We start from the raw sequence: 4,740 nt of genomic DNA on the forward strand, positions 1-4,740 counted from the left end.
GGTGGGTGGGGCTTCTCGCGCAGTTCCCCGCGCCCCTGAAAGCAGGGGCTGCGCCCCGTGCTTTTCAATCCCGCAGCCCCGTCGCCTTTCAGGCCCGCAGGGCCTGGTCTTTGTAGGGGCGCGGGGAACTGCGCGAGCAGCCCCACCGGACCCGCACTCGCCAACGCACCCGCACCCCCGAGCTACTGGGCGCCCCTCACCCCGCCCGGTCCTCCAAATAGCGCGTGTGGGACTCCTGTCGGCGCGCCTCCGTGTCGCGCAGGGCGGTCGCCAGGCGGACCAACTCCTCCTGCAGCAAACCGAGTTGGTGCTCAAGATGTCGCTCCGGCGGTTCCGTGCCCGGGGTCAGGCGGGTCCACCAGCGGGTGCGGACGAACGTGTCGACGGCCTCGGGGACGTCCTGACGGACGGCCCGGGACAGGGCGTGGACGCCCTCGGGGTCGTGGGCCAGGACCTCGGCGACCCAGCCGGGATCGAGCAGGGCCGTGAGTAGTTCGGTCAGCTCGGTGAGCCGGCCGGCCGCGGCGGGCGGCAGCTCGATGTCGGCGAGGTACGTACGCAACGTGCCGAAGTCACCCCGCACCTCGTCCAGTTGGGAGGACGGATCCGGGAAGTCCGGCGGCGCCACCCGCTCCGGCGGCGCGATCAGCGCACCCGCGCCGTACAGCCCGACGACCACGACCGGCCAGTACGGCCCCGCGACCCCCGCGAAGGTCAGCCCGAGCCCGGCGAGCCCGAGGGCGCCGCCCGTGAGGTTCTTGCGGGACTCGACGTACGCCAGGAATCTACTGGTAGCCACGGATCTCCTCGAAGGCGCCGTCCAGCGAGCCCCGCTGGGCGTCGAAGAGGCGGCCGCCGGTCAGGTCGGCGATGTGTTCCAGCTCGTCCCGGTCGGAGTCGCCGAAGAGGATCGGGAAGACGGGGATCTGCCGTTGGCCGGCAGGCAGCCGGTCGTAGAACGCTTCGAAGTCGGCGGGGCTCGCGCCTTCCGTGTTCTCGCCGTCCGTCATCAGCACGATCGAGGTGAAGGTGTCCCGGTCGCCGCTGCCGAGATGCTCGTACGCCTTCCGCAGCGAGGTGTAGATGGCGGTGTCGCCGCCGGCCGACAGTTCCCGGGTGTCGGCCCGGATGCCGTCGAGCCCGGCCTTCGGATCCTCGGGCCGTACGACATGCGTCCGCACGCTCTTCACGTCCGACCCGAACGGCATCAGTGTGACCTCCTCCCGGTCCCGGAAGTCGCCGGTCAGCTCGGTGAGCGCGGTCTTCAGCCGGTCGAGCCGGTCGCCCTCCATCGAGCCCGAGGTGTCCAGGACGTACACGGTCCGCGACGGGCGGCGCAGCTCGTTCTCGTACGCGTCGAGCAGACCGTCGGCGACGGAACGGCTGCCGGGGAAGGGGAGTTCACGGCGGCGGGTGGTGTCGAGGCCGGCCGCGGGCGGCACGGAGGCGACGACCGGGCGGCGCAGCGTCCGCTCGGTGATCAGCCGCTGGACGTCCGGGGTGCGCAGGGCGTCCGAGAGCCGGCGTACGTCGTCGCGGACCTCCTGGCCGGTGGAGGCGAGGGAGGAGAGCGGGTAGTCGGCGGTGACGACGCCGTCGCGCGGCCGGATCACCGTCAGGTCCTCGCGCGACTCCAACACAGACTCGTAGTTGAGCAGCGCGTCGACGTCCCCGCGCCGGTCGTACGCCGCCGCGAGCCAGCCCGACGACCCCGAGGTCAGCTTCTGCCCCGCGAAGAACTCCTTCAGCCGGGGCATCGCCCGCGCCACGTCCGCGTCGGTGAGCGCGGACTGGGCGTCGGAGAGGGCCGACGCGACCGAGACGAGCGTGGCGAAACCGGAGTGGGAGCGGGACGGGTCGGTCATGCCGTACGTCAGTCTCCCGTCCGCCACGGCCTGCTCGACGTCCGACCAGGTGACGTCCCCCGGCTTCCAGCGCAGCTTCGCCACGGTCGCGTTCCGCACGCCGATCGCGACCGGGCTGGACATCACCGGGGTCTCCGACACGACCTGCTTCGCCGCCTCCGGACGCAGCCGCAGAGAGTCGTTGGAGGACAGCCACACCGCGTCGTACGAACCCTTCGCCCGCCCCTCGGCGAGCAGCTCGACGGCGTCGAGGGTGCCCAGGTAGGTGGGCCGGACCCGGATCCCGGTGTCCTTCTCCACCTGCGCCAACACCGGCTTCATGTCGGCCAGTTCACTGGAGGCGAGGACGCGGAGGGTGCCGGGGACGTACGTGGTCGCCTCGGCGGGGTCGGGTGACCCGTGGTCCGCGGCGGTGCAGGCGGTCACCAGCAGGGCGGCCACGGCCGTCAGGGCGATCCCCGCCGTCGTACGCACTCTCATGCGAGCCCACCGCCTTCCAGTGCGCCCTGACTCCGGCTCCGTTCCAAGTACCGTGTCGCGTGCTGGAGTTCGGAGGTCAGGGACTCGACGGTCGCGGCCATGGCCTCCGTCGCCTGGACCTTGTACGTGTCGATCGCGTCGAGGGTGCGGTAGATCTGCTGGAACGCCGAGCGGAGGGTCTCCGCGCCGACGGCCGGGTCGGCGGCGATGCGCTGGATCTCGCCGCTCTGGGTGGCGAGCATCTCCGCGTTCCCCCGGATCAGGTCCTCCGTCGTGCCGCGCAACGCGTTGACCTGGTCGACGACCTTCTTCTGGTTGTCCAGGGCGGAGGCGAGCATCACGGAGATGCGCAGCGCGGAGACCGTGGTCGTCGCGGCCCGGTCGACGCCCTTGATCAGCTCCTCGTTGTTGCGCCGTACGACGTCCATGGCCAGATAGCCCTGGGCGCAGACGGCCAGCTGCGTGAGCAGGTCCTGGTGCTTCTGCCGCACGGGGAAGAGCACGTCGGCGCGGAGCGTGTCGCCCTGGTGCGGATCGGCCGCGTCGAGGTGGGTCTCGATGTGTGCCTCGACGGCCGTGTCCAGGGCCTCCGTCAGGACGACGTACTCCTGGAGCTTGCCCATGGTCTCCCAGAGCCGGATGCGCTCGGTCTGCAACGCGGCGTTGTCGCGCCGCAGTTCGTCCTGTCCGCCCCGCAGGGAACCGACGATCTTGTTCAACGTCCCCTGCGCGGAGGCGTACTTGGCGACGTGGTCGCGCAGCCTGTTGCCGCCCGGCAGCCGGGACAGCAGCTTGCGTCCCTTGCTCGCCGGCAGATCACGCGGGTCGAGATCCTCCACCACCCGCCGGAGCTCCACGAGCGAGCCCGCGACCTGCGACTGCGCGTCGCCGCCCTTGCCGGGCAGGCTGCGCACGGTCCGCTCCAGCATCCGGTTGGACTGCGCGGCGGCGCTCCGCATCTCGCCCGCGCCGAGCGCGGTGATCTCCCCGACCCGGCCGGCGAACTCCGGCGAGCGGGCGTCGAGGGCGGCGAGCCCCCGTACGTACTCCTCGGCCTTGCGGGCGATGTCCGTCCGTACGGACTCCTCGACCGGCACGAGTCCGCCGGCCCTGTCCCGGGGGACGGCCGCGACCGGCTCGGGAGGGGTGAGGGTGAAGGCGCCGTGGCCGTCGGTGTCGCTGTTGTCGATGTTCATGTGTGGTGTCCCCCGTCGTCCTACTGGCCACTGGCCCGGCGCGCCATCTCGTGCAGCACCTCGGAGGTGGGCACGGGCGCCTGTCGGACCGTCAGCTTCCGCATCAGGTAGGTGGTGTGGTCGGCGATCGCCGCCGTGAACTCGGTGGCCGCGCCCTGCGGCCGGAACCCGTGCCGGGCGGCCAGCTCGCGCAACCTCGGGTCGCTGCCGAGGAGTTCGCCGAGAGCACGCCCCTCGTCCGTGACCGGTACGACGGTGTGGTCGCTGAACACGGTGGTGTCCGGGTAGAGGACGACCAGGTCGTCGACGCTCCCGCCCTCCGCCAGCAGGGCGGCGACCTGCGACTCGTAGACCAGGACGAGCGGATTGCCGACCCCGCTGACGAAGTCGCGGAACGCCGCGTCGGTGCTCGGCTGCTGGGCGCCCTGCACGCTGATCAGCTCGCGCAGGAGGGGCGCGGTGCGGTCCAGGTCGTCCTTGTCCGCGACCACCCGTCCGCCGTTGGCGACGTCGGAGGCGGCGGCGAGGTAGAGCGCGCCAGAGTTGGAGGTGGTCGGGTCGGTGGTGGCGATGTAGAGGAGCCCCCTCAACTCCCCGTACCTGTCGGCCCCCTTGAGGTCCTGCCACGTCCGCCCGTCCTCGGTGGCCTTCAGGTACGCGCCCATGTCGAGGACGCCCCGGTCCTCTTCTAGGGTGGCCAGCCGGTTGTCCCGCAGCACCTCGGCGGCGCCCCGGTGGGCGACCACGACGAGGGGCGAGTAGAAGGGGCGGGGCAGCGGCTCGCGTACGCCGTACTTCTCGGCCAGCTCGTCGGCGGGCGCCTTGCTGGACGGGAACGCGAAGTCGTACCCCTTCGGATCGAGGCCCTCCATGGCCCAGGATCCCGACGTCTCCGTCTTCACGGTGTAGCCCTGGGCGGCCAGGGCCTTCACCACCTCCGGGTCGGCGAAGAACTCCGCCTTCTCCGACCCGATCACGCCTCGCACGGTCTTCGTTGCCGTGCCCGTGTCCTCGGTCTGTCGGCCCGCCACGACGGCTGCCACCACGCCGCCGATCAGCAGGACCGCGAGGACGATTCCTGCGATTCGTCTCACAAGGGGAGGGTGCTCCGCGGAACCCAACGTTCCTTGTGTGGGCCGGTGAACGGGGGATGAAGCGGTGGTCCCGGAATGCCACGGCCCTCCGGGGGAGGGCGGGGT

General features: G+C 71.6%; 4 protein-coding genes. All 4 read right to left on the minus strand.

Translation table 11 applies throughout. From position 1 onward, the window contains the following. Positions 1-196: 196 nt before the first annotated feature. From P1P70_RS40890 to P1P70_RS40905, 4 genes are read right to left on the minus strand one after another with little or no spacing between them, the layout of a single operon-like run. Complete coding sequence (locus P1P70_RS40890) at positions 197-799, minus strand: hypothetical protein (RefSeq protein WP_319246994.1); 603 nt, start codon at positions 797-799, stop codon at positions 197-199. After that, the gene (locus tag P1P70_RS40895; RefSeq protein ID WP_319246996.1) at positions 786-2,345 is read right to left on the minus strand and encodes a VWA domain-containing protein; all 1,560 of its coding nucleotides are present in this window, start codon (positions 2,343-2,345) and stop codon (positions 786-788) included. Before P1P70_RS40895 ends, P1P70_RS40890 begins: the two co-directional genes overlap by 14 nt. Continuing rightward, complete coding sequence (locus tag P1P70_RS40900) at positions 2,342-3,541, minus strand: toxic anion resistance protein (protein ID WP_319246998.1); 1,200 nt, start codon at positions 3,539-3,541, stop codon at positions 2,342-2,344. Before P1P70_RS40900 ends, P1P70_RS40895 begins: the two co-directional genes overlap by 4 nt. 20 nt (positions 3,542-3,561) lie before the next feature. After that, the gene (locus P1P70_RS40905) at positions 3,562-4,635 is read right to left on the minus strand and encodes a substrate-binding domain-containing protein (RefSeq protein ID WP_319247000.1); all 1,074 of its coding nucleotides are present in this window, start codon (positions 4,633-4,635) and stop codon (positions 3,562-3,564) included. Between the last annotated feature and the right edge of the window lie 105 nt (positions 4,636-4,740).

This window comes from Streptomyces sp. MB09-02B (assembly GCF_033794485.1).
Lineage (GTDB): Bacteria > Actinomycetota > Actinomycetes > Streptomycetales > Streptomycetaceae > Streptomyces.

Bases quoted from the DNA above. Each gene is read 5' to 3' on its own strand.
- P1P70_RS40900 (WP_319246998.1), bottom strand. From the start codon at position 3,541: ATGAACATCGACAACAGCGACACCGACGGCCACGGCGCCTTCACCCTC.
- P1P70_RS40895 (WP_319246996.1), bottom strand. From the start codon at position 2,345: ATGAGAGTGCGTACGACGGCGGGGATCGCCCTGACGGCCGTGGCCGCC.